Annotated in this window: 23 protein-coding genes and 1 tRNA gene; 9 read left to right on the forward strand and 15 right to left on the reverse strand. The window is 65.8% G+C overall.

All coding sequences use genetic code 11. The annotated features are described in order from the left end of the window. Window positions 1-59: 59 nt before the first annotated feature. Together QNN98_RS00450 and QNN98_RS00455 are read left to right on the forward strand one after the other, a co-directional pair. Window positions 60-1,157 (forward strand): iron-containing redox enzyme family protein, encoded by a 1,098-nt coding sequence (locus QNN98_RS00450; RefSeq protein WP_229958664.1) that lies wholly within the window; start codon window positions 60-62, stop codon window positions 1,155-1,157. Continuing rightward, window positions 1,154-1,456, forward strand: a complete 303-nt coding sequence (locus tag QNN98_RS00455) for a CDGSH iron-sulfur domain-containing protein (RefSeq protein ID WP_502864525.1) — start codon at window positions 1,154-1,156, stop codon at window positions 1,454-1,456. The genes QNN98_RS00450 and QNN98_RS00455 overlap by 4 nt, the downstream gene beginning before the upstream one ends. Window positions 1,457-1,559: 103 nt before the next feature. Here the strand turns inward: QNN98_RS00455 and QNN98_RS00460 are convergent. After that, window positions 1,560-1,632, reverse strand: a tRNA-Lys gene (locus QNN98_RS00460). Window positions 1,633-1,825: 193 nt separating this feature from the next. On the opposite strand from QNN98_RS00460, the gene QNN98_RS00465 reads away from it, so the two are divergent. The 3 genes from QNN98_RS00465 (at window position 1,826) to QNN98_RS00475 (ending at window position 4,391) form a co-directional block, all read left to right on the forward strand. Continuing rightward, window positions 1,826-2,467, forward strand: coding sequence for a hypothetical protein (locus tag QNN98_RS00465; protein ID WP_283995944.1), 642 nt, complete (start codon window positions 1,826-1,828; stop codon window positions 2,465-2,467). Between the two features lie 295 nt (window positions 2,468-2,762). Beyond that, window positions 2,763-3,380, forward strand: a complete 618-nt coding sequence (locus QNN98_RS00470; protein ID WP_227912511.1) for a DUF47 domain-containing protein — start codon at window positions 2,763-2,765, stop codon at window positions 3,378-3,380. Continuing rightward, entirely contained in the window at window positions 3,381-4,391 is a 1,011-nt protein-coding gene (locus tag QNN98_RS00475; protein WP_283995945.1) for an inorganic phosphate transporter, read from the forward strand. Window positions 4,392-4,429: 38 nt separating this feature from the next. On the opposite strand, the gene pstB is transcribed toward QNN98_RS00475, so the two are convergent. The 4 genes from pstB to pstS form a co-directional block, all read right to left on the reverse strand. Next, window positions 4,430-5,209: a phosphate ABC transporter ATP-binding protein PstB gene (gene pstB / locus QNN98_RS00480; protein WP_227912513.1), complete on the reverse strand. Its 780-nt coding sequence runs from the start codon at window positions 5,207-5,209 to the stop codon at window positions 4,430-4,432. A 25-nt stretch (window positions 5,210-5,234) separates the two neighbouring features. Continuing rightward, complete coding sequence (gene pstA / locus QNN98_RS00485; protein WP_227912514.1) at window positions 5,235-6,344, reverse strand: phosphate ABC transporter permease PstA; 1,110 nt, start codon at window positions 6,342-6,344, stop codon at window positions 5,235-5,237. Further along, window positions 6,344-7,273 carry a phosphate ABC transporter permease subunit PstC gene (pstC, locus tag QNN98_RS00490; protein WP_227912515.1) on the reverse strand — a complete coding sequence of 310 codons (930 nt, stop codon included), beginning with the start codon at window positions 7,271-7,273 and terminating at the stop codon, window positions 6,344-6,346. The genes pstA and pstC overlap by 1 nt, the downstream gene beginning before the upstream one ends. A 120-nt stretch (window positions 7,274-7,393) precedes the next feature. Continuing rightward, window positions 7,394-8,518, reverse strand: a complete 1,125-nt coding sequence (gene pstS / locus QNN98_RS00495) for a phosphate ABC transporter substrate-binding protein PstS (RefSeq protein WP_283995946.1) — start codon at window positions 8,516-8,518, stop codon at window positions 7,394-7,396. Window positions 8,519-8,728: 210 nt separating this feature from the next. Here pstS and QNN98_RS00500 point away from each other — a divergent pair, with 210 nt between their 5' ends. From QNN98_RS00500 to disA, 3 genes are all read left to right on the forward strand, one after another. Continuing rightward, a complete protein-coding gene (locus QNN98_RS00500) occupies window positions 8,729-9,859 on the forward strand; it encodes an FUSC family protein (protein ID WP_227912517.1) in 1,131 nt (376 codons plus the stop codon). A 74-nt stretch (window positions 9,860-9,933) separates the two neighbouring features. Beyond that, a complete protein-coding gene (radA, locus tag QNN98_RS00505) occupies window positions 9,934-11,301 on the forward strand; it encodes a DNA repair protein RadA (protein ID WP_227912518.1) in 1,368 nt (455 codons plus the stop codon). A gap of 152 nt (window positions 11,302-11,453) precedes the next feature. Then, a complete protein-coding gene (gene disA, locus QNN98_RS00510) occupies window positions 11,454-12,530 on the forward strand; it encodes a DNA integrity scanning diadenylate cyclase DisA (RefSeq protein ID WP_227912519.1) in 1,077 nt (358 codons plus the stop codon). 12 nt (window positions 12,531-12,542) lie between these two features. On the opposite strand, the gene QNN98_RS00515 is transcribed toward disA, so the two are convergent. Then, on the reverse strand, window positions 12,543-13,229 hold the full coding sequence (locus QNN98_RS00515; protein ID WP_283995947.1) for a hypothetical protein: 687 nt from the start codon (window positions 13,227-13,229) through the stop codon (window positions 12,543-12,545). Window positions 13,230-13,316: 87 nt separating this feature from the next. Between QNN98_RS00515 and QNN98_RS00520 the strand changes: the two genes are divergently transcribed. After that, window positions 13,317-14,261 (forward strand): iron-sulfur binding domain-containing protein, encoded by a 945-nt coding sequence (locus tag QNN98_RS00520; RefSeq protein ID WP_283995948.1) that lies wholly within the window; start codon window positions 13,317-13,319, stop codon window positions 14,259-14,261. A gap of 26 nt (window positions 14,262-14,287) precedes the next feature. On the opposite strand, the gene dhaM is transcribed toward QNN98_RS00520, so the two are convergent. The 9 genes from dhaM to lysS form a co-directional block, all read right to left on the reverse strand. After that, a complete protein-coding gene (gene dhaM, locus QNN98_RS00525) occupies window positions 14,288-15,013 on the reverse strand; it encodes a dihydroxyacetone kinase phosphoryl donor subunit DhaM (protein ID WP_227925981.1) in 726 nt (241 codons plus the stop codon). After that, window positions 15,010-15,651, reverse strand: coding sequence for a dihydroxyacetone kinase subunit DhaL (dhaL, locus tag QNN98_RS00530; RefSeq protein ID WP_227912523.1), 642 nt, complete (start codon window positions 15,649-15,651; stop codon window positions 15,010-15,012). The genes dhaM and dhaL overlap by 4 nt, the downstream gene beginning before the upstream one ends. Window positions 15,652-15,654: 3 nt before the next feature. Next, entirely contained in the window at window positions 15,655-16,656 is a 1,002-nt protein-coding gene (gene dhaK / locus QNN98_RS00535) for a dihydroxyacetone kinase subunit DhaK (RefSeq protein WP_227925980.1), read from the reverse strand. A 212-nt stretch (window positions 16,657-16,868) separates the two neighbouring features. Next, window positions 16,869-17,045 carry a CsbD family protein gene (locus QNN98_RS00540; protein ID WP_227912525.1) on the reverse strand — a complete coding sequence of 59 codons (177 nt, stop codon included), beginning with the start codon at window positions 17,043-17,045 and terminating at the stop codon, window positions 16,869-16,871. Between the two features lie 161 nt (window positions 17,046-17,206). Continuing rightward, complete coding sequence (locus tag QNN98_RS00545; RefSeq protein ID WP_227912526.1) at window positions 17,207-17,722, reverse strand: amino-acid N-acetyltransferase; 516 nt, start codon at window positions 17,720-17,722, stop codon at window positions 17,207-17,209. A 172-nt stretch (window positions 17,723-17,894) separates the two neighbouring features. Next, window positions 17,895-20,402 (reverse strand): ATP-dependent Clp protease ATP-binding subunit, encoded by a 2,508-nt coding sequence (locus QNN98_RS00550; RefSeq protein ID WP_227912527.1) that lies wholly within the window; start codon window positions 20,400-20,402, stop codon window positions 17,895-17,897. Between the two features lie 109 nt (window positions 20,403-20,511). Next, on the reverse strand, window positions 20,512-20,838 hold the full coding sequence (locus tag QNN98_RS00555) for a histone-like nucleoid-structuring protein Lsr2 (protein ID WP_227912528.1): 327 nt from the start codon (window positions 20,836-20,838) through the stop codon (window positions 20,512-20,514). Between the two features lie 94 nt (window positions 20,839-20,932). Continuing rightward, on the reverse strand, window positions 20,933-21,112 hold the full coding sequence (locus tag QNN98_RS00560; RefSeq protein ID WP_227912529.1) for a hypothetical protein: 180 nt from the start codon (window positions 21,110-21,112) through the stop codon (window positions 20,933-20,935). A 2-nt stretch (window positions 21,113-21,114) separates the two neighbouring features. Continuing rightward, complete coding sequence (lysS, locus tag QNN98_RS00565) at window positions 21,115-22,569, reverse strand: lysine--tRNA ligase (RefSeq protein WP_283996240.1); 1,455 nt, start codon at window positions 22,567-22,569, stop codon at window positions 21,115-21,117. Window positions 22,570-22,705: the final 136 nt, after the last annotated feature.

The following is a 22,705-nucleotide window of genomic DNA, read 5'->3' on the forward strand; positions in this document are numbered from 1 at the left end:
TGTCCCAGCCGTCCCGATGACTACTGCCGTCAAACGCGCCTTCAGACGTAAGGAAAGCAATGAAGATTCCCGCCCCGAGAGGGCGCGTCAGCGCCACCCTGATCGACCTGCTCCACGCCGGCCGCAGCACTGCCGGTTACGCTGCCCTGGACTCCGCAGTAACCGAGGCCCTGTCGGCCGGCGGCGACCTGCTGCGCGATGAAGACCTGCAGCTGGCCCTGTTCTGCCTGTACGAGCTGCACTACAGCGGCCTGGACGGCGTAGCGGACGACGCCGAATGGGAGCCGGACCTGATCCGTATCCGTGCCCGGCTGGAGGCCGCGTTCGAAGAGGTGCTCCGCCGCACCGTATCCCTTCCCGAGCTGCCCGCACCGCGCAGCGAAGACGTTGCCGAAACCCTCTTTGCCCTGGCCGCCAAGGACGACGGACCCAGTGTGTCCCGTTTTATCGCCAGCAAGGCAAGCGTCGAGCAGCTGCGCGAATTCCTTGTCCTGCGCTCGGTTTACCAGCTCAAGGAAGCCGACCCGCACAGCTGGGCCATTCCGCGGCTGCCGGTGGGCCGCGCCAAGGCCGCCCTGGTGGAGATCCAGGCGGACGAGTACGGCGGCGGCCGCCAGGAGCGTATGCACTCCAAGCTGTTCGCCAACACCATGGAGGGCCTGGGACTGGATGCCGGCTACGGGCACTATATCGACCTGGTGCCGGCCCTGACCCTGGCGTCATCCAACGCCATGTCCCTCTTTGGCCTCAACCGCCGGCTCCGGGGCGCGATCGCCGGGCACCTTGCCGCCTTTGAGATGACGTCCTCAATTCCCAATTCGTTCTACGCCCGGGGTTTCCGGCGGCACGGATTCAGCGACGAAGTCACCTATTACTTCGACGAGCATGTGGAAGCCGACGCCGTGCACGAACAGATCGCCGCCAGGGACCTGGCCGGCGGCCTGGCCGAAGCCGAGCCTGACCTGCTTGAAGACATCATTTTCGGGGCAGCAACCGTCCTGGCCATTGATGCCATGCTGGGCGAAGACCAGCTGCTGGCCTGGCAGGCCGGCAGCCCGGCGCTGCTTGCGCCCCTGCCCGACGGCGGCCCGGAAGAGGCCGGCCCTGCAGGATCCGCCTTGGCTGCGGCGGCCATCGCCGGCGGTGTAACCCCGTGAGCACCGAATCCGGCGCTCCCGTTCCCGACGGCGACGGCACCCCGGCTCCGGGCGCTCCGGCGTCGATCGTTGCCTGCCCCAACGGCCCGCTCCTGGTCCGCGGCAACTTCGAGATAGTCACTCCGGACGGTGTCCCCGTGCCCAGGGACCGGGAAACCGTGGCGCTGTGCCGGTGCGGGGCCTCCGCCATAAAGCCTTATTGCGACGGCACGCACAAACTGATCAAGTTCGATACCGCCCGGCGTCGTCCGGTCCCCGGACCTGCACGCAAGGCGGGGCAGGACGCGGCAGCGGAATAGGACGGCTTCCCGTTTTACCCGCTGCACCAACCGCTGCCAACCAACCGCTGCCAACCAACAGAAATGGCCTGCCTTCCGAAGAAGGCAGGCCATTTGTTTTGGGTGCGCCCAGCAGGGCTCGAACCTGCGACCCACGACTTAAAAGGACGTTGCTCTACCAACTGAGCTATAGGCGCACGCCGGGCTGCTGTGCAGACCGACTGTCCCACTTTATCGCACACCGCACAATCGCGGAAAACCCGTGCCGCCGGCCGTCCGGAAGTACCCCCGGGCAGGGGAAATCGGTTCCGCGGAGCGGCCTTGCCGAGGGCTGTCCACCGTCCCGGAAGCCGCCTCGATTCTGCCCAAGGGCGGGAGTATTCTCGGATTATGAGTGAGTCCAATTCAACGCCGCGCCATCACAAGCCAAAGCCTCTTGCACCTGTGGACTTCGCCAATTTCCCCGGCGGCGCCGATCCGGCCCGCGTCTCGGAAGCGGCCCACCTGGCCGCGCAGGCCCTGGTCCACCACGGCCGGGAGAGCACCGATCCCGAGGTAACCCGCCGCCTGGTGGAACTGGCGGACCAGCAGGGGTTGGAAGCCGTGGCCGAGATGTGGGCCGAAAGCCCTGCCCGGTCGCTGCCCGGCGCGCTGTGGCGGCTCTATGCCCTGCGCACCTCCATCCAGCAGAACCCGGAGCGGATGGCCTCCTTCTACGCCGCAGGCAAGGACGTTGCCCAGGTCTCCAAGGTTGTCGCCGGAGTGGCGGAACCGCTGGGCGCAGACGAAGTACGAACCATGGCTGACACCATCCTCTCCGGCGCCTTTGAGGGGGATTTCGACGTCGCGCTGGAACGCTTCGCCGCGTTCTGCCGGGTGGTCGCCCTCGGCCAGACGAACCACGCCGATTCCTCGGAGGCTTCCGACGCCAACCGTGCCACCATGCTGACCCGCAACGCCCGCCAGCTTGTCCGCACTGCAGAGGACCTGGAACATTCCGCGGCGGCGTGGCGGCGGGGTGAACTCGACTGAGGGGAAAACGGCCGCGCAGCACCGTGCCGGTGTGGCGGCCATCACGGTCCCGCCGCTGCGCGGGCGGCCGTGTTGACATCCCCGGCTGAGCGTAGAAAACTGAAATTGGTGTCGGACTGCGGAACCCCCGGGCTTCAACTCTGAGCCGCTTCGAGCGGCCTTCCGCCGAGAGGCGCTCCCGGTCCGGCACCGTTACTTTTCCCCCGCAGCCTTCCGTAGCCCGCACGGGCCAATCGGATACTCTTGGGCCTGTGAGAATTTCTGTCCCGCCCCCCGCCAATGTGCGGCAGCCGGCGTGAAACTTAGACTCTTCCCGCAGGAAAACGCCGGACTTGAGCTGCTCGCCCGGATGGCCGCGCAGTTGCTGCGCGGAACCGGCGTGCTGGCCGAAATCCTGGGCGCGGACCCTGAGGAATTCGACCGCCTCACCGAACAACTGCACCAGATCGATGCCGATACCACTGATCTGCACTTCGCCTTGATGACGCAGATGCGGACCAGCTTCGTCAATCCGCTCCCGCGTGAGGACCTGTACGAGCTGTCCCTGATCCTGATGTCCGCCATGGACTGCCTGGATGCTTCCGCTGAAACCATCTCGCTGTACAAGCTGGCGGGCGTGTCCCGCCGGGCATCCGAACAACTTGAAGTCATCGGCCGGCAGGCTGAGCTGACGGCCTCGGCCATGCGCCGGCTGGCATCCCTGGACGATCTTGAGGAGTACTGGATCGAAATGCTCCGCCTGGCCCGGCGTGCCGAGCGCACCCGCCGGATCTGGGTGGCGGAGCTGATGCGCGAGCACAAGCCGATGGCCTATGCCAGGCACCGGGACCTGGCTGACCAGCTTTCCGGCACGACGGCGCAGCTGCGGCGCGCCGCCACATTTGTGGGCGGCGTCCTCGTGCGGGAATCCTAGGTGGCCGCCGTCCTCCTGGCGGGCGTTGTCCTGCTGGCCGGCGCCTACGCCTTCCTCAACGGCTTCCACGATGCCTCCAACTCCGTGGCGACGTCGGTCCGGACCAGGGCGCTCACTCCCACCGTGGCGGTCCTGCTGGCTGCTGCCTTCAATATGCTCGGCGCACTGGTCAGCACGGCACTGGCCGTAGCCCTGACGGTCCGCTTTGTGGACCTGCCGCCCGGCCCCGAGGGGCTGGGCATCCTGATTGCCAGCCTCGGAGCGGCCTGCGCGTGGGGCGTCTGGACCTGGTGGCGGCGGATGCCGTCGTCGTCCACCCACGCCCTGGTTGGCGGGCTGGTGGGTTCCGGTGCCGCCTCAACCCTGGTGGGCGGGCAGAACATTGCCGAGTCCTACCGCCTGATCTGGGAGCAGATTGCCCTGCCCCTGCTGCTCTCCCCCGTCATCGCCTTTGTGCTGGCCTACCTGCTGGTGTTTCCGGCGACCTGGCTGATGCGGTACAGCTCTCCGCGCCGCGGGGACGCCGGAAACCGGATTGCCCAGTCGGTCTTCACGTCCGCTTTCTCCTTGGGGCACGGCATCCAGGACGGGCAGCGGACCATGGCCGTGCTGGTGCTGGCACTGCTTGCTGCCGGCCAAACAACGGACACCGGCATACCGTTGTGGGTGCAGCTGTTCGCGGCGCTGGCCCTGGCTGCCGGCACCCTGTTCGGCGGCTGGCGGATCACCCACACGCTTGGCTACCGGCTGGTACGGATGGACCCGCTGCGGGGCATGAGCGCCCAGGCCGTCAGTTCGGCCATGCTCTTCCTCGGCGCACTGTGGCTGCACATCCCGCTGTCCAGTACGCAGACCATGACGTCGGCCATCGTCGGGGCCGGCGCCAACCAGCGTTTTTCCACGGTGCGGTTCATTCCGCTGCGCGAAATCCTGGTGACCTGGCTGACCACCGCCCCGGTGACGGCCCTGCTGGGCGGCATCCTGCTGCTGGCACTGAGCCCGCTGCTCTAGGCCCGCTGCTCTAGGCACGCTGCTCTGGGCCCGTCCGCTTACCCGAAGCGCCCGGAGACGTAGTCTTCCGTGGCTTTCTCGGCCGGGTTGCTGAAGATGACGGGCGTGTCCGCATACTCGATGAGCCGTCCCGGCTGGCCGGTGCCGGCAATGTTGAAGAAAGCCGTTTTATCCGACACCCGTGCCGCCTGCTGCATGTTGTGGGTCACGATCACCACGGTGTAGTCGCTCTTGAGTTCCTCAATCAGGTCCTCAATCGCCAGCGTGGAGATGGGGTCCAGGGCCGAGCAGGGCTCGTCCATGAGGATCACCTCCGGGGATACGGCAATGGCCCGGGCAATACACAGGCGCTGCTGCTGGCCGCCGGACAGTCCGGAGCCGGGCTTGTCCAAGCGGTCCCGTACTTCCTTCCACAGGTTGGCTCCGGTGAGGGAGCGTTCCACCAGGTCATCGGCGTCGGACTTGGAAATCCGTTTGTTGTTCAGCTTCACGCCGGCCAGCACGTTGTCCCGGATGGACATGGTGGGGAACGGGTTGGGCCGCTGGAAGACCATGCCCACATGGCTGCGCACCGTCACCGGATCAACGCCCGGGGCGTAAAGGTTCTCCCCGTCCAGCAGCACTTCGCCCTCCACGCGGGCGCCGGGCAGGACTTCGTGCATCCGGTTCAGGGTGCGCAGGAAGGTTGACTTGCCGCAGCCTGAGGGGCCGATGAAGGCAGTAACCGAGCGGGGTTCAATGTTGATGTTGACGTCCTGGACGGCAAGGAAATTGCCGTAATAGACATTCAGGTCTTTGACGTCGATGCGCTTGGACATGGGTTCCTTCAGGGTTGTTTCGCGTCTAGCGGGAGGTGCGGGGGGCGAAGATGCGTGCGATAAGGCGTGCAGCAAGGTTCAGCAGCATGACCATAACGATCAGGATCAGGGCCGCCGCCCAGGCCCGCTGGGTACTGGGATCCGTATTTGTCGGCGAGGTGGGGCTCATCAGCTGCCGGTAGATGTAGGTGGGCAGTGTGCTCATCCAGCCCGCAAACGCGTTGAAGTTGATCGTGTTCACAAATCCTGCCGTCACCAGCAGCGGCGCTGTTTCGCCGATGACGCGGGCAATGGCCAGGGTAACGCCGGAGGCAATGCCGGAGATGGCGGTGGGGACAACCACCTTCAGGATGGTCCGCCACTTGCGTACCCCCAAGGCGTAGGAGGCTTCCCGCAGTTCATTGGGCACAATCTTCAGCATTTCCTCGGTGGACCGCACCACCACCGGGATCATCAGCACGGACAGGGCGACGGCGGCTACAAAGCCGGTCCGGGTACCCGGCCCGAACACCAGGCCGAAGAAGGCCGCGGCAAACAGGCCGGCCACAATTGAGGGAATGCCCGTCATCACGTCCACAAAGAAGGTGATGGCCCGTGAAAGGGCGCCGCCGCGGCTGTATTCCACCAAGTAAACGGCGGCCAGCAGGCCTACCGGCACCGAGATCACAGTGGCCCAGAAAGTGATCAGCAAGGTGCCCACAATGCCGTGGTAGACGCCGCCGAGCACCGCTGTGCCGTTCTCCGCCGAGGCATTGTCCACGGCGCCGGTCATCCCGCCCATGGAGGTCAGCAGGAAATCCGGGCTGAGGCCGGGCAGTCCGCGGACCAGGACGGTGAAGATCACCGAGACCAGCGGCACCAGGGCCAGCAGGAACGCGCCGCAGACCAGGTTCGTCGCGAGCCTGTCCACGGCGTGCCGGCGGCCCTCCACCAGCCACGTGACGGCGGTGCCGCCCAGGGCAAACAGCACGGCGGAAAAGACCGCGAAGGAGGCAACGGAGAACCCAATCAGGGCCGACAGTGCCGCTCCCAGCACCAGCGCCGCAGCGAGGACCAGCCAGGGCGTGTACCGGGGCAGCCGGTTTTTGGTCAGCATGGATCCGGGACGGTTGAGGACGGGCGGTGTATCAATCATCAGTTGGCTCCCGAAAATTCTTTGTGGCGGCTGATGATCCAGCGGGCAACCATATTCACTGCCAGCGTGATCAGGAACAGCACGAGTCCTGCGGCAATCAGCTCCGAAAGCCGGAGCCCGTAGGCTTCGGGGAAGTTCAGGGCAATTTCGGCGGCGATGGTCTGGTTGCCGGGCCGTATCAGGCTGGCGATCAGGCTGCCGGAGGAGAGCACCAGGGCCACTGCCATGGTCTCGCCCAGCGCCCGCCCCAGGCCGAGCATCACCGCACTGATCACGCCGGGACGCGCGAACGGGAAGACCGCCATGCGGATCATTTCCCAGCGGGTGGCGCCCATGGCCAGCGCTGCCTCTTCGTGGAGCTTGGGGGTCTGCAGGAAGATCTCGCGGGTCAGCGAGGTGATGATCGGCAGCACCATCACGGATAGCACTATGCCGGCGGTGAGCATGGTCTTGCCCGTCTGGCTGGCGGGCCCGGCAAATATCGGGATCCAGCCGGCGTTCTCCGCCAGCCAGTTGTACGGCCCTACCAGCGCCGGAGCCAGCACCGTCATGCCCCAGGCACCGTAAACCACGGACGGGATCGCGGCGAGCAGGTCCACCAGGTAGCCAAGCCCCTGCGCGAGCCGGCGCGGAGCGTAGTGGGAGATGAACAGGGCGACGCCGATCCCCACGGGGGTGGCGATCAGCAGGGCGATGGCGGCGGCAATCACTGTTCCGATGACCAGCGGCAGGATGTATTTGCCGAACCCGCCGCCGGAGATCTCGGCGGGGTCGGCGGCGAAAGTCGGCAGGGCCTGCCACAGCAGGAACACGGCCACGCAGAAGAGCACAAAAAGGATCAGGCAGCCGGCGGCAACGGTTACGCCGGAGAAAACCTTGTCTCCTGCACGGCCGGTGCCGCTTTCACCTGTTATTGACTTGCTCGACACTGCTCAAACCCTTCGACGTGATGGCGGGGCTTCTTCTATCAGTTTAAGTACTGCACCGCGGAAGCGGAGGGTGCCTGCCCTCCCCGCCCGCATAGGAGGAAGGCAGGCGTGCCTGCGTTGCTAGGGACCGACCTTGATGGTCTCCAGCGCTGCTCGAGCCCGGCCGCGCAGGTCCTCGGACAGGGGTGCGCTGCCGGCAGCGTCAGCCGCCGCGTCCTGGCCTTCGGTACTGATGACATAGTTTCCGAAGGCCTTCACCAGGTCCACCGTGCCCTGGTCCGGGTAGGCCGTGCAGAAGACGTGGTAGCTCACCAGCACCACCGGGTAGGCACCGGACTGCGCGGTGTCCCGCTCCAGGTCCATGGCCATGTCCGCTTCCGGCCGCCCCGGCCCGGTGACGTCGGTGGAGGATTCGACGGCGAGCGCAGCCGCCTCGGCGCTGACGGGAACGTAGTCCCCGCCCACTTGGACGTGCACCAGTCCCAGGTCCCCGACGGCGGAGGCATCGGCGTAGGTCACGGCGCCTTCGGTTGCGGTGACGGTGGAAATGACGCCGCCGGTCCCCGACGCATTTTCACCTGCCGGCACCTCTGCGGGCCATTCGCCCGAGGCCTTGTCCGGCCAGGCATCCGGTGCCGCCTTGGCCAGGTAGTCGGTGAAGTTCTTGGTGGTGCCGGATTCATCGCCCCGGTGCACGGCCGTGATGGGGGTGGCGGGCAGGTCGACGCCCGGGTTCTGGGCCGTGATGGCCGGATCGTTCCAAACCGTGATTTCGCCGCGGAAGATTCCCGCGATGGTGGCCGCGTCCAGGTTCAACTCCTTGACGCCGTCCAGCCGGAAGGCCACCGCGATGGGAGAAATGTAGACGGGCACGTGGATGGCGCCCTCCGGGCCGCAGACCTCCGCAGCGGCGGCGGCTTCTTCATCGTCGAGATACGCGTCGGTGCCGGCGAACTGCACACCGCCGGCCAGCAGCGCTTCCCGGCCGGCACCGGAGCCGTCCGGGGAGTACTGCACTGATGCCTGCGGGTTGGCGGCACTGAAACCGGCAATCCATGCCTGCATGGCTGAATCCTGGGAGGTGGCGCCGGCACCCGAGAGCGTGCCGGCAACGGTGCTTTCGGTGCCACCGGAGGGTGTGGCGGCCGGCGCCGCGGTATCCGTGCCGCAGGCGGCCAGGCCCAGCACGGCCGCAAGGGAAATACTCAGTACGGAGGCATAGCGGCGTGGATGTGAAACCTTCACCATCGTGTCCCTTTCAAGGGGTTGTCCGGCACCGATGTGCCGGAAGCTGTTCGCATGGACTTGCTGGAACCACGAACACGTTCCTGTCCCAGCGTGGCGAAGCAAGGTGAACGGAAAGTTAACGCCGTCAGGGCATCCAGGGAACATCCCATTGCCTGTCGGAGGTGACGCCGGATACAGCTTGCCTGTCCCTCCCCCTAGACTGGATCCATGCCCCAACGCAGCTCCTTCGCCAAAAGCCGGGGTTTCCTGCGGAACCGGGCCCGGGTAGGTCTGCAGCGCAGCCGAAACTCCGTGGTTCCGGCCCTGCAGATGACGGTCTGCGCCGTGGGTGCGTATGCCTTCGCGGAATACGTCCTGGGCCACCAGGGCCCGCTCTTCGCGGCCACAGCCGCCCTGATCTCGCTCGGCTTTTCCCGGGAACCGCGCACCCGCCGCGTCCTGGAAGTCGGGGTGGGCTGCACCTTGGGCATCACGGTGGGGGAAATCCTGCTGACGCTGCTGGGCAACGGGCTGATTCAGGCCGCAGTGGTCCTGTTTGTATCCGTGATGCTGGCGCGTTTCCTGGACCGGGGCGTCATCTTCACCACGCAGCTTGGCCTGCAGTCCCTGCTGGTGGTTCTGCTGCCTGCACCGGACGGCGGCGTTTTCACCCGCAGTGTTGATGCCATTGTGGGCGGGGTGTTTGCCCTGCTGGTAACCATGCTGGCGCCGCGGGATCCGCGCCGCGAACCCAAATCCAATATCCGCGAACTGCTGAACGAGCTCTCCGCCGTGCTGCGCCAGTGTTCCGAAGCGATCGCCAAGAGCGATTCCACCATTGCCTGGCATGCGCTGGTCCGGGCCCGCAACACCCAGCCGCAGCTGGACACCTTGGCCCGCAGCGTCCGGGACGCCCGCGAAGTGGCACGGATTTCGCCGGCTTACCGGCGGTACTTGGCGGAACTGGGAGATCTGCGCGGATCCATCGGCTACCTGGACCTGGCGGTTCGCAACAGCCGGGTCTTCGCCCGCCGCACGACGTCGGCCATCAACCATGCCTCGCTCAACGACGACGCGATCGAGAACGTGGCGGAGATACTGACCGACACGGCCGACGCCGTCGACATCCTTGCCCGGGCACTGGGCGGCGGGGAAAGCGGAGACGCACGGCTGCGGCACCTGCGGCAGGCACGCAACGAACTGGCCGTCGTCGGATCGCGGCTGCATCCCGCGGCCCTGGGTATTACTGACCTGCAGGGCGATGCGCTGATCATGCTGTTCCGGCCGTTGGTGGTGGACCTGCTCGAGTCCACCGGCCTCACCCACGAAGAAGCCGTCGGCTACCTTTCCGAGGTCTGACCCGCGCTGGTGGCCGGCCATGCCCGCTTCTGCCCGCAGGCAGGACTGTCAGTGCCCCGGGATAGCCTGAGGTTATGGCAACAAAGACTGCACGGCCGAAGACCGCCAATTTCCGCTGCTCGGAATGCGGCTGGACCACGGCCAAATGGGTGGGACGCTGCGGCGAGTGCCAGGCGTGGGGAACGGTGGAGGAATCCGGCGAGGTCCTGGCCCGCACCACAGCCGCCACCGTGGTGGCCCGTCCGGCGCAGCGGATCGGCGAGGTGGATGCCACCACCGCTGCCTACCAGGCCACCGGTGTGGGCGAACTGGACCGGGTGCTGGGCGGCGGTCTGGTGCCCGGCGCCGTCATCCTCCTGGCCGGCGAGCCGGGGGTGGGCAAGTCCACACTGCTCCTGGATGTGGCCTCGCGCGTGGCAGGCGCCGGCCGCGACGTCCTGTACGTGACGGGCGAGGAATCCACGGCGCAGGTGAAGCTGCGCGCCGAGCGCATCGGTGCGGTATCGGACAACCTCTACCTCAGTGCCGAAACAGACCTGGGCCAGGCGCTGGGGCAGGTGGAGCAGGTGGCTCCGGGGCTGCTGATCGTGGACTCGGTCCAGACCCTGAGCAGCACCGCGGTGGACGGCAGCGCCGGCGGCGTCAGCCAGGTCCGTGAAGTTGCCGCGTCACTTATCAATGCCGCCAAGACCCGCAACATGACAACCCTGCTGGTTGGGCACGTCACCAAGGATGGTTCCATTGCCGGCCCGCGGCTGCTGGAACACCTCGTGGACGTTGTATGCCAGTTCGACGGTGACCGGCACTCCCGGCTCCGCCTGCTGCGGGCGGTCAAGAACCGGTACGGACCCACCGACGAGGTCGGCTGCTTCGACCTGACCGAAGACGGCATCGAGGGGCTGGCCGATCCCAGCGGCCTGTTCGTATCGCGCACCAAGGACCCCGTGTCCGGCACCTGCATCACCGTTACCCTCGAGGGCAAGCGGCCTCTGGTCGCCGAGGTGCAGTCCCTCGTGGCTGAAACCGGGAACGCCCAGGCCCGGCGTGCCACCAGCGGCGTGGACGCCTCCCGGGTGGCCATGCTCCTGGCCGTCCTGCAGCAGCGGGCTTCCATGAGCTTGGCCAAGGATGACAGTTACGTGTCCACCGTGGGCGGCGTGAAACTGGGCGAGCCCGCCACGGACCTCGCGGTGGCCCTGGCCGTTGCCTCGGCAAAAATGAACAAACCGCTGCCGGCGCAGCTCATAGCCTTCGGCGAGGTCGGCCTGGCCGGAGAGGTCCGCCCCGTCCCGGGCATCGGACGCCGCATCAACGAGGCCGAGCGCCTTGGGTTTACGCACGCCGTGGTTCCCGCTTCCCCCAACGGACCGGGAAACGTGCCCGCCGGGTTCAAGGTCCGCGAGGTCTCCACCCTCGCCGAGGCACTGGAGTTGCTGTTCTAGCCCCTGGCCGGACCTGACTGAAGCGACCGGACGTGACCGGACCTGCCGGTGGCGGTGCCGGTGCGGCTGACCCTTGCCAACTCGCACTAGTATAGGGACGGGCAAGCCTTGCCCAGGATCGTCCAGGGCCCCCGGGCCGGAAGGAAGTGACCATGGCCCGCAGCCCGGAAGACGCGCTGAAAGCAACACTGGCGCGGGTTGCACCCGGAACCGAACTGCGCGACGGGCTGGAACGCATCCTGCGCGGTCGCACCGGCGCCCTGATTGTGCTCGGCTTTGACCGGACCGTGGATTCCATCTGCTCCGGCGGCTTCGACATCGGCATTGACTTCTCCCCCACCCGGCTTCGTGAGCTCGCCAAGATGGACGGCGCGATTGTATGCGACCGCGATGCCAAGAACATCCTCCGGGCGGCAGTGCAGCTGGTCCCGGACCACACCATCGAAACGCATGAGTCCGGCACCAGGCACCGGACCGCCGAACGGGTGGCCATCCAGACCGGATTCCCCGTGATTTCGGTCAGCCAGTCAATGCAGATCATCCAGCTATATGTGGGCGGGCTCCGGCACGTCCTGGAGGGTTCGGAACCGGTCCTGGCTCGTGCCAACCAGGCGCTGGCCACCCTGGAACGCTACCGGGCAAGGCTGGACCAGGTCACCAATTCCCTCTCCGCACTGGAAATCGAAGCCATGGTCACCGTCCGCGACGTCGCGGTTACGCTCCAGCGCCAGGAAATGGTCCGCCGGATCTCCGAGGAAATTTCCCAGTACGTCCTGGAACTCGGCCTGGATGGCCGGTTGCTCTCCCTCCAGCTCGAGGAACTGACCACCGGGCTCGGCCCCGGCAGCGAAATGATCCTGCGGGACTATGCCGACCTCAACAACGGCCAGCGGAACATCGAGGAGCAGATCGCCACTCTGCAGAACATGAGTTCCTCGGAAATGGTTGATCTGGGCAAGATCGCCTCGGTGGTTGGTTTCCATCCCGGCCAGGACTCCCTGGAAGCAGTGGTTCAGCCGCGCGGTTACCGCCTGCTGAGCAACATCAAATCCGTGCCGCCGGCAGTGTCCAACCGCCTTGTGGACCACTTCGGCGGTCTCCAGAACCTGATGGCGGCCAACATTGATGACCTGATGACCGTCGACGGCATCGGTGAGCAGCGGGCGCGCACCGTACGCGAGGGACTGTCCCGGATCGCCGAGACCAGCCTGCTGGACCGGTTCATGTAGCCGGCCGCCGGGCTACTCCAGCTGGAAAACGGCGTTTTCGCTGCTGGTCTGCCCCAGCCGGGCGGTGAAGATGTAGTACCCCGGGTTGGGGTTGGAGGCCACGGCGGCACAGCCCGGTGCGGACCGGTTGCGCTCCCACGGGAAGTTGGCCGTCTCCGAAGCGCCCGGCTCCACCTTCTTGGCGTAGTCCTGGGCCCCGTCCTGGCAGTCCATTGACGAGAAGATCCGGTCGGATCCGCTGGCAACGATGAACTCCATCTGCGTGGTGCCGACGTTGATCTCGCACGCCGTGTCACTGGTGTTGGTCACGGTCATGGTCAGCAACGGGCTGGAGCCGGCCGGATAGACCACCGCGTCGGTGGAGGCGCTCACCTTCACCTTGTCGGCCGGGCAGGCGGACCCCGCCGGCTTCGCGGCCGTCGGGGTGGCAGAGGGCGTTGCCGGGGCGGGCTCCGCGGCAACGGGTGTTCCGGCGGGTACGCTGCCTGCCGGACTCTGGGTTGGTCCGGGAACGGTTGCAGGGACGGACTGTTCATCCGGGGACAGGGCCCTGACCACCGAGGTCACGGCGAGGATCAGTCCGACCAGGACCAGCACGGCAAGAACGCCGGCCACCAGCCTGCGCCGGCGGTAGACCGCCGGGCTTGGCCGCCTGGGCGCACCCGGGCGCTGCAGCTGCTCAGTTCCTTTCCCGTCCATGCTTCAAGGCTAGGTATTAGGGGTGCGATTACTGGGCACACCACGCCGATCAGTAGAGTATTGCTGGTCATAACAAGGGAGCGCCGGATGGATCCGCAGGCAGAAACGCTGCACCGCAGTATTACTGAGTGGTTCGCGGCCAATGCCCGCACGCTGCCGTGGCGGGATCCCGAATGCAGCCCTTGGGGCGTATTGGTCAGCGAAATCATGCTCCAGCAGACACCTGTGGTCCGTGTCCTGCCCGTCTGGGAGGAATGGATGCGGCGCTGGCCCACCCCCGCAGCTCTGGCCGCCGAGCCCAGCGGTGAGGCCGTGCGGGCCTGGGGCCGGCTCGGCTATCCGCGCCGCGCGCTGCGCCTGCATGCCGCGGCCACCGCCATTACCGCGGATTCCGCCGGCGAGGTTCCCTCCACGCACGCCGCACTGCTGGCCCTCCCCGGCGTCGGGGACTACACCGCGGCGGCGGTGGCGGCTTTCGCCTTCGGCAGGCGCGAGTGCGTGGTGGACACCAATATCCGACGGGTGCATGCCCGTGCCGTGACCGGCGACGCCCTGCCCTCGCCTTCCCTCACTGCTGCGGAAATGCGGCTGGCCCGTTCCCTCCTGCCCGCCGACCGCGTCGAATCAGTAGCCTGGAACGCGGCGGTGATGGAACTGGGCGCGCTGATCTGCACCGCCCGCAGCCCGCGGTGCGCCGAATGTCCGGTCCTGGACCGCTGCGCATGGGTGGCCGCCGGCCGTCCCGAGCCGCACTATACGGCCAAAGGCCAGGCCTGGGCGGGAACGGACCGGCAGGTACGCGGCGCCATGCTGGCCGTGCTGCGGCACGCGACGGAACCGGTACGCCGGGAACTACTGCTGCACGCTCCCGTTGACCTGGCAACGGAGCCGCGGGCGGCAGCGGAACTGTCTCCGCTTCAGGCCCTGCACCGGCTGCAGGCACCCCAGGAGCAGCTGGAACGTGCATTGGCAGGGTTGATCAAGGACCGGCTCGCCGCCGAAGATGACCACGGAGTGTCGCTTCCGCTGTAATGCCGGCTGCGGCGGCCGGCCCCGCGCTACATTTCTCCGAAACCGTTGCGGACCTCTGCACCGAGCAGCTCAATGGCCCGGTCAGCGTCCGGTCCCGTTGCGGTGGCACTGAGCGTTTCACCCGGTTTCAGCCCGAGGGTCATCAGCATCATGACGGATTTTCCATCCACGCCGTTGATGGTAATTTCCGCATCGAGATCCGCCAGCAGCTGCGCCACCGCAGCGGCCGGGCGCGCATGCAGGCCCATCGGGTTCACCAGCGTCCACGAACCGCTGGCTTCATCCGCCGCAGCGGTTCCGGCGTCAGTCCCGGCCGCCTCGGTCCCGGAGTCAGTCCCGGCTGCCTGCCCGGCGTCAGTGCCGGGCGCCGCAGGCTGCACAGCTGCTTCGGCGGCAGCCAGCACCTCGGGCAATCGCTTTCCGGTCTGCGCGGCGACGGCGGCGGCCACGGTACCTTCCACCAACGCGGCGTCGGCCATCCGCACCCGCTGCTGCTGATCCGGGTCGAGGAACTCCAATGCCATCTCCGCGGTCATCACTGCCGAACCGAGGTCCGTCAGCAGGAGCACCCCGTCGCCGGTGTCGGCCGAGGCGATGCCGGCCTGGATTTTCTCCAGGCTGGTGCCGATGCCGTCGTCGTCGGTACCGCCGGCGGCCGCAAGATGCACGTCCGCCGCCATTTGCGCTGCCAATTCGCACACTCCTTCGGCCAATTTCCGGCTGTGCGAAACAACCACCAGCCCCACGCTCATGCCGCGGCCTCCGCCGCTTGCACGGCCGCCTGCAGGATCAGGGCCGTGGATGCCGCCCCCGGATCCAGGTGCCCGGCGCTCCGCTCACCCAGATAGCTGGCCCTGCCCTTGCGGGCAACCAGCGGCTCGGTTCCGGCCAGGCCGGCCTCCGCGGCATTGGCGGCGGCAATCAGGATCCCAACGGGCGTGGCATCGGCCGCTTGCGCCGTGGCCGCGGCATCCACCGCGGGCGTCCAGGCATCGATCATCGTTTTATCGCCGGTTTCCGCCTTCCCGCGTGCCACAATGCCATCGCGGGCGGCAGTCAGGACGGCCACCAGCTCCTGCGGCCCCAGGGCGGCAGAGCTTCCCGCGGCCGTGGAGGCTCGCAGGAAGGCAGTTCCGTACAGCGGCCCCGCCGCCCCGCCCACCTTCGACATCAGCGTCATGGCAGCGGTCTTGAACACCTCCCCCGGAGTGTCCGGCGTGCCGTCGGTATCCATCTTCTCCACAATGGCGGTGAAGCCGCGTTCCATGTTCTCCCCGTGGTCCGCGTCTCCGATTTCCCGGTCCAGGGTGGTCAGGCGCTGACGGTTTTCGGTCATGGCCTGCGCGCTCAAACGCATCCAGCGGTCTGCCCATGCTGCGTCCAGTTCCATCCCCTACACTCCCCACCGCATGGCCGGCGTGTTGACCGGCGAGTCCCACAGCTCCGTCAGCTCATCATCCAAACGCAGGACAGTGACTGAGGCCCCCTCCATTTCCAGGGCGGTGATGTAGTTGCCCACCAGGGACCGTTGAATGTCCACCCCGCGTTCTGCCAGGATCTGGGCGGCGCGGCGGTACACGATGTAGAGCTCGCTCAGGGGTGTTCCGCCCATCCCGTTCACAAAGAGCAGCACCTTGTCCGAACCGGTGATGCCCAGGTCGCTCAGCACGGGTTCCATCAGCTGGTCGGTAATCGAATCCGCATTGGTCATGGGCACCCGGTGCCGGCCCGGTTCCCCGTGAATGCCCACCCCCATCTCGATCTCGTCCTCGGCGAGGGTGAAACTCGGCTCACCGGCATGGGGCACCGTGCACGGGGCAAGGGCCACACCCATGGACCGGACATTCGCGTTGACCCGTTCGGCAACCTCCGCCACCTTCGCCAAATCATCCCCGCGGTCCGCCGACCCGCCGGCTATCCGCTCCAGCAGCACGGTGCCGGCCACCCCGCGCCGTCCGGCGGTGTAGGTGGAGTCCTCCACTGCGACGTCGTCGTTCACCACCACGGTACGTACGTCTATGCCTTCCACGCCGGCCAGTTCGGCGGCGGTTTCGAAGTTCAGGATGTCCCCGGTGTAATTCTTGACCACGAGCAGCACACCCGAACCCGAGTCACTCTTCACGATGGCGGGAAGGATCTGATCCGGTGTGGGTGAGGTAAACACAGCGCCGGGAACCGCCGCTGTGAGCATGCCCGCCCCAACGTATCCGCTGTGCAGCGGTTCGTGGCCGCTGCCGCCGCCCGAGACCAGGGCCACCTTGCCCTGCACCGGCGCGTCCCGCCGCACCACATAGTCGGGATCCAGGTGGACTTCCACCAGGTCCCGGTGGGCCTGCCCGAACCCCTCCAGCGATTCCGCAACCACGGATCGGGGGTTGTTGATCAGTTTCTTCATGGCGCTGGAACTCCTTCGTAGAACTTCCTCCGGCACAGAACGACCCCCACGTCCGGTCTCGACCCTACCCGCGCCGGGCGCGGTGCAACAGGGGCAGCGCGGACAGCCCGCCCGGGCGTCCGGACAGCAAAAACATCCGGACAACAAAAAGCGGGAGGGGTTACCCCTCCCGCTTTCCATGCCTTGGCGCCCGCTTCAGCGGGCCGGCTACGCTACTTGCCCTTGAAGGCGTCCTTCACGTTTTCGCCGGCATCCTTGAGCTTGGACTTGGCCTGGTCGCCGTGGCCCTCGGCCTCCATGCGCTCGTTGCCGGTGGCCTTGCCAACGCCTTCCTTCACCTTGCCGCCAAGGTTCTCAGCCTTATTCTGCATCTTGTCATCTGCGCCCATTACTGAACTCGCTTTCTGATCGGCTTCCGGAATTACCTGCCGCGAAGGTCCATAGTGCGGCTGGCTTTCCGTCGGCATCGGATGATGCTAAGTACCCTTACACTATCGCGTAAGCCGCCCAATCGCCACCGGAGGCCGGCCGGGACTTACGGCAGCGGACACTAGAGCCAGCGGATCATCCGCGTATTTCCAAGGGTGTTGGGCTTCACCCGGGCCAAATCCAGGAACTCCGCAACACCCTCGTCATGGGAGCGCAGCAGCTCGGAGTACACCACTGGATCCACCGCATTCTGGTTCTCCATGACCTTGAAACCGTGCCGCTCGAAGAACTCCACCTCGAAGGTCAGGCAGAAGACGCGCGCCACTCCAATATCCAGGGCATCCCCCAGCAAGGTCTCCAGCAGGGCATGCCCCACCCCTTGTCCGCGGGCCGCGGGATCGGTCGCCAGTGTGCGCACCTCGGCAAGGTCTTCCCACATCACGTGCAACGCTCCGCAGCCGATGACGTTGCCGTCGCCGTCCTCCGCGATCCGGAATTCCTGCAGCCCTTCGTAGTAGGCAACCGCTTCCTTCGCAATCAGGACCCGCTCGCGGGCCAGCGGCGCCACGAGCCGTCGGATGTCATGGACATCTGCGGTTCGGGCACGGCGGACGGTGATCTGCGAAGCGGACATCATCGGACCAGTCTAGGACTTCCAACCGAGCCTGCCGCCGCGCGGCCGTAACAGGCGGACTCGCGGCGGTGGACCGGGTTCCGGGTCGGGAGCCTGCCGGGAACACAAAGGGAGCCCCGGATTGCTCCGGGGCTCCCTTTGGTGGAACCTTGCGCCTGCAGGGCGGGCTTAGGGGTTACTCCCCGACGCCGGCCTCGATGGCAGGATTAGCTTCCTCGATGGCCTTCGGCACGCCGTGGCCAACAAAGGTGAACTGTGCTTCGTCACCTTCACCCTCGACGTCCACCGAAATCAGCTCGCCGGGCTTGATCTCCCCGAAGAGGATCTTCTCGGACAGCTGGTCCTCGATTTCGCGCTGGATGGTCCGGCGCAACGGACGGGCACCCATGGCGGGATCGTAGCCGCGGGTGGCCAACAGCACCTTGGCCGCCGGGGTGAGCTCGATGCTCATGCCCTTCTCGGCCAGGCGCTTGCCCAGGCGGTCCAGGAAGAGGTCCACAATCTGGACAATCTCGTCCTGGGTCAGCTGCGGGAACACCACGGTGTCATCCACACGGTTGAGGAACTCGGGGCGGAAGTGCTGGCGCAGCTCTTCCGTGACCCGGGCCCGCATCCGGTCGTAACCGGTCTTGGTGTCCGTGCCGGACTGGAAGCCGGTCATGACGCCCTTGGAAATGTCCTTGGTGCCAAGGTTGGTCGTCATGATGATGATGGTGTTCTTGAAGTCCACCATCCGGCCCTGTGCATCCGTCAGGCGGCCGTCTTCGAGGATCTGCAGCAGCGAGTTGAACAGGTCCGAGTGGGCCTTTTCAACTTCGTCGAACAGCACCACGGAGAAGGGCTTGCGGCGGACCTTTTCGGTCAGCTGGCCACCCTCTTCGTAGCCCACATATCCCGGAGGGGCACCGAACAGGCGGGAAACAGTGTGCTTCTCCGCGTACTCGGACATATCCAGGGTGATCAGGGCGTCTTCGTCTCCGAACAGGAACTCCGCGAGTGCCTTGGCCAGCTCGGTCTTGCCGACGCCGGTGGGGCCGGCGAAGATGAACGAGCCGCCCGGACGCTTGGGGTCCTTCAGCCCGGCCCGCGTGCGGCGCATGGCCTGCGAGATGGACTTGATGGCCTGGTCCTGGCCGATGACGCGCTTGTGCAGTTCGTCTTCCATCCGCAGCAGGCGGGTGGACTCTTCCTCGTTCAGCTTGACGACGGGGATGCCGGTGGAGTTGGCAAGCACCTCGGCAATGAGTTCTTCATCCACCTCGGCAATGTCATCCAGGCCGCCGGACTTCCACTGGCGTTCCTTCTCGGCGCGCTGGTCCTGGAGCTTCTGCTCCTTGTCGCGCAGCGAGGCGGCACCTTCGAAGTCCTGGGAGTCGATTGCCGACTCCTTCTCCATCTTCAGGGCGGAGATCCGCTCATCGATTTCCTTCAGCTCCGGCGGCGCAGTCATCCGGCGGATGCGCAGGCGGGCACCGGCTTCATCGATCAGGTCGATCGCCTTGTCCGGGAGGAAGCGGTCACTGATGTACCGTTCCGCCAGGGTTGCGGCCGAGGCCAGCGCAGCGTCGGTGATGGATACCCGGTGGTGCGCTTCGTAGCGGTCACGCAGGCCCTTGAGGATCTCGATGGCGTGTGCCACCGAGGGCTCGGCAACCTGGATCGGCTGGAAGCGGCGCTCGAGGGCTGCATCCTTTTCGATGTGCTTGCGGTATTCGTCCAGCGTGGTCGCACCGATGGTCTGCAGCTCGCCGCGGGCCAGCATTGGCTTCAGGATGGAAGCGGCATCGATTGCGCCCTCGGCGGCACCGGCACCTACAAGGGTGTGGATTTCGTCGATGAACAGGATGATGTCGCCGCGGGTGCGGATTTCCTTGAGGACCTTCTTCAGGCGTTCCTCGAAGTCGCCGCGGTAACGCGAGCCGGCAACGAGGGAACCCAGGTCCAGGGTGTAAAGCTGCTTGTCCTTCAGGGTCTCGGGCACGTCGCCGCGCACGATCGCCTGGGCGAGCCCTTCAACGACGGCGGTCTTGCCGACGCCGGGCTCACCGATCAGGACAGGGTTGTTCTTGGTCCGGCGCGAGAGCACCTGCATCACGCGTTCCATTTCGTGCTCGCGCCCGATAACCGGGTCGAGCTTGGCTTCGCGCGCCGCCTGTGTGAGGTTGCGGCCGAACTGGTCCAGCACCACGGATCCGGCGGGCTGGCCTTCCTGCTGCTGGCCGCCGGTGGAGACGGGCTCCTTGCCCTGGTAGCCGGACAGCAGCTGGATAACCTGCTGGCGCACACGGTTCAGGTCGGCACCGAGCTTGACCAGGACCTGCGCGGCAACACCTTCACCTTCGCGGATCAGGCCGAGCAGGATGTGTTCGGTACCGATGTAGTTGTGGCCGAGCTGCAGGGCTTCACGGAGCGAGAGCTCCAGCACCTTCTTGGCCCGCGGGGTGAAGGGGATGTGGCCGGTCGGGGCCTGCTGGCCCTGACCGATGATCTCCTGCACCTGCTCACGGACAGCACCAAGCGAGATGCCCAGGGATTCAAGGGCCTTAGCTGCAACACCTTCGCCCTCATGAATGAGGCCAAGCAAAATATGCTCGGTGCCGATGTAGTTGTGGTTGAGCATGCGGGCCTCTTCTTGGGCAAGCACGACAACGCGACGGGCACGGTCGGTAAATCTTTCAAACATGAGGCACACTCCTAGCTAACGCGTAATTCGATGCTACGTGCCTGAGGGGTGCAATAGGGGCTTGTTCGCCGTCGGCGTGAGACCTGCGCGGAAACCCGCCTGTGCAGGCCTAGCCCTGGGCGGCGCGGTAGGCGTCGATGATCTCGCTGTTGACGCGGCCGCGCTCGGAAACGTTGTATCCGTTCTTGCGGGCCCATTCGCGGATCTGCGCCGCTTCGTTGCTGCGGGCGGAGCCGGCGCTGCGCGGACGGCCGGTGCGGCCACCCACCTTGCGGCCTGCATCTACATAGGTCTTCAGCGCATCGCGGAGACTTTTCGCATTGTCCTTCGACAGATCAATCTCGTACTGTGACCCGTCGAGGGCGAACCGAACGGTCTCATCCGCACTTCCACCGTCGAGGTCGTCCACGAGAATGATTTTTACCTTTTGTGCCATGACAGGCTCCTAAGCAGCTAAAAACGGGAAGACTTAATATGAGACCACTTAGAGTATGGCGCAATTAGCAAAGCCCCGTCAAAGCACTCGGGTATTAATTCTCTTCTTCACCTGTTTTCTTCAAAGGTTGCTGGTCTACACTCTGGTCAACTTCACGTTCCGCCTCCGCCAGCGCCTTCCGTTCGGCGCGGTCCGAGTTCAGGAGAGCCTTCATCACGAAATAAAAGAGAGCTGCAACACAAACTGACGGCAAGAGTACTTCTACATATTCCATGTCTAACCCATTTCCGGCTTAAGGAGGGGAAACAGAATTGTTTCCCTGATTCCGGTATTCGTGAAAAGCATCACAAGGCGGTCAATTCCCAGGCCAATGCCACCCATGGGAGGAGCGCCGTATTCCAGTGCCCGCAGGAAGTCCTCGTCCAATGCCATGGCCTCGTCATCGCCGTTGGCGGCAAGACGTGACTGCTCGGTGAGGCGCTCCCGCTGGATTACCGGGTCAATCAGCTCCGAGAACGCCGTACCCCGTTCCATGCCCCCGATGATCAGGTCCCAAGCTTCAATCAGTCGGGGATCGTCCCGGTTGGGACGGGCCAGCGGCTGGGCTGAGGGCGGGTAGTCATAAACGAAGGTGGGCTGGAGCAGCGTCGGTTCAACAATTTCGCCGAACAGCTCAATGACAAGCTTTTCCGCATCCCACTTGGGATCCACCTTCACGCCGTGCTTATCGGCAATCTCCCGCAGCTGCGCAGCGTCGGTGTCAGGGGTGATTTCGGTGCCTACGGCTTCGGACAGGCCGGGGTAGACGCTCAGCCAGCGCCATTCGCCGTCGAGGTCGATGGTTCCCGCAGCGGTCTCGATCTGCCTGCTGCCCATCAGGTCGGCGCAGTGCAGGATGATTTCCTTCATCCGGTCGGCCATCACGTACTGGTCGGCATAGGCCTCGTAGCATTCAAGCGTTGTGAATTCCGGGGAATGGGTGGAGTCAACGCCCTCGTTGCGGAATATGCGCCCGATTTCGAAGACGCGCTCGATACCGCCCACCACTGCACGCTTGAGGTACAGCTCGGTGGCGATGCGCAGGGTCATTTTCTGGTCAAAGGCATTCAGGTGCGTCTCGAACGGCCTGGCAGCGGCACCGCCGTGCACCAGCTGCAGCATGGGGGTTTCCACTTCCACGTAGCCGTGGCCGTGCAGGGTGTCGCGGACCCCGCGGATGATGGCGGCGCGGTTGTAGACCATGTCCCGCGCCTCATCGCGGACCATCAGGTCCACGTAGCGCTGCCGGACGCGGGTTTCCTCATTCAATCCGGCATGCAGCACGGGCAGCGGCCGCAAGGCCTTGGAGGCCATGGACCAGGACTGGGCCATCACGGAGAGTTCACCTCGGCGGGAGGAAATAACTTCGCCGCGGATGAAAACAATGTCGCCCAGATCCACCAGGGACTTCCAGTCCGCCAGGGACTCCTCGCCCACCACCGCGAGGCTGAGCATGGCCTGCAGCCGGGTGCCGTTGCCCTCCTGGAGCGTTGCAAAGCAGAGCTTGCCGGTGTTGCGGATAAACACAACGCGGCCGGTGACTCCCACCGTCTCCCCGCTGGCTTCATCGGCCTGCAGGTGTCCGAACTTTTCCCGGACCTCTTTGAGTGAGGACGTGCGTTCCACCCCTACCGGGTATGCCTCGTCTCCGCGGTCAATGAGCCGCGAACGCTTTTCGGCGCGGATGCGCATCTGCTCGGAGGTATCAGCGGCTTCGGGAACGGAGTTAGATGTGGTCACGGTTATTAAGTTTACAGAGCAAAGCGCCGCTGCCTCTCCCGCACTCCGGGCACCCCGTCGGGATGCGTGCGGAGCACGGGAGAAATGC

This window comes from Arthrobacter sp. zg-Y1143 (assembly GCF_030125565.1).
Classification (GTDB): domain Bacteria; phylum Actinomycetota; class Actinomycetes; order Actinomycetales; family Micrococcaceae; genus Arthrobacter_B.